Consider the following 679-nt stretch of genomic DNA (forward strand, 5'->3'; position numbering starts at 1 on the left):
TGCGCACTTCTTTGTGATGTGGGCGTTCTTCCTGCTGGCGACGGTTTACCTTGAGGCCGGCGTCGCGCTGCTGTTCGGGATCGAGACGCACGTCCCGATCCTGCAGACGTGGGGTCCGGTCGGGTTCGTCCAGGACTTCATCGCGGTGATGTGCGCGGTCGGTCTTCTGGTGTTCGCCGGGATCCGGATCAAGAACGCGCCGAAGACCCAGGGGCGTCGGTCGCGGTTCTTCGGTTCGCATCTGGGTGGTGCGTGGCTGATCCTGTTCATGATCTTCAATGTGATCTGGACGATGTTCTTCTTCCGCGGCACCCTGGCGGCGTTGGAGACGGTGACGGGTGAGCACTACTTCCCGTTCGGTAAGGCGGCGTTCGGGTCGTATGCGACGGGTCTGCTGCTGGACGGGTTCTCCGAGGGGACGCTGAAGGTTCTGGCGTCGGTGGGTCTGCTGGCCCACATCGGTATCGCGCTGGTGTTCCTCGTGGTGGTGGTGAACTCCAAGCACCTGCACATCTTCCTGGCGCCGTTGAACGTCATGTTCAAGCGCCGCCCCAACGGTCTGGGCGCCGCGCAGCCGGTGTTGAAGCCCGATGGTGAGATCCTCGACTTCGAAGAAGCCGACCCGGATGAGGATCTGTTCGGTCGCTCGCGGATTGAGGATTTCACGTGGAAGGGGTTC

General features: G+C 62.4%; 1 pseudogene. It reads left to right on the top strand.

What is annotated here, in order from left to right:
- A pseudogene (locus LO762_RS32245) lies at positions 1-679 on the top strand (Fe-S oxidoreductase); the annotation flags it as partial.

This window comes from Actinocorallia sp. API 0066, assembly GCF_020991275.1.
GTDB lineage: Bacteria > Actinomycetota > Actinomycetes > Streptosporangiales > Streptosporangiaceae > Actinocorallia.